This window comes from Pantoea sp. 18059 (assembly GCF_902706165.1).
Classification (GTDB): domain Bacteria; phylum Pseudomonadota; class Gammaproteobacteria; order Enterobacterales; family Enterobacteriaceae; genus Pantoea; species Pantoea agglomerans.
On the sequence record NZ_CACSJS010000032.1, the window covers coordinates 1 to 460 of the forward strand.

At 73.3% G+C, this 460-nt stretch carries 1 protein-coding gene; it reads left to right on the top strand.

All coding sequences use genetic code 11. The annotated features are described in order from the left end of the window. Positions 1-46: 46 nt before the first annotated feature. The coding region (locus tag GVJ63_RS21900; protein ID WP_159227362.1) for an SDR family NAD(P)-dependent oxidoreductase at positions 47-460 on the top strand (414 nt) is incomplete at its 3' end.

Here is a 460-nt window from a genome sequence, read left to right on the forward strand (position 1 = left end):
AGCCCGGCCACAAGGGCCGGGTGCCGCTTTCGCAGGACATCCTTCCATGCCCCTTTCCGACGATTCCGGTCGCGCAGAGCGCGACGTTGCACAGCCCTCCGACGCCGCCGAGGCCGCAGGAGACCCCTCCGCCTCCACCCGGGTCGCCGGCCACATCCCGGAGCATCCGGTGGTGGTCATCACCGGCGCGTCGAGCGGCATCGGCCACGCCACGGCGCTCGCGTTCGCGCGGCGCGGCGCATGCCTGGTGCTGGCCTCGCGCAATCCCGACACCCTCGCACCCGTGGCGCTGGCCTGCCGAAAGGCCGGGGGCCACGCGATCGGCGTGCCCACGGACGTGACCGATGCCGCCGCCGTGAAGCGGCTGGCGGAGAAGGCCCTGCGGCATTTCGGACGCATCGACGTCTGGGTGAACGGCGTGGGGGTGGGCGCGATCGGCCGCTTCGACGAAGTGCCCGTG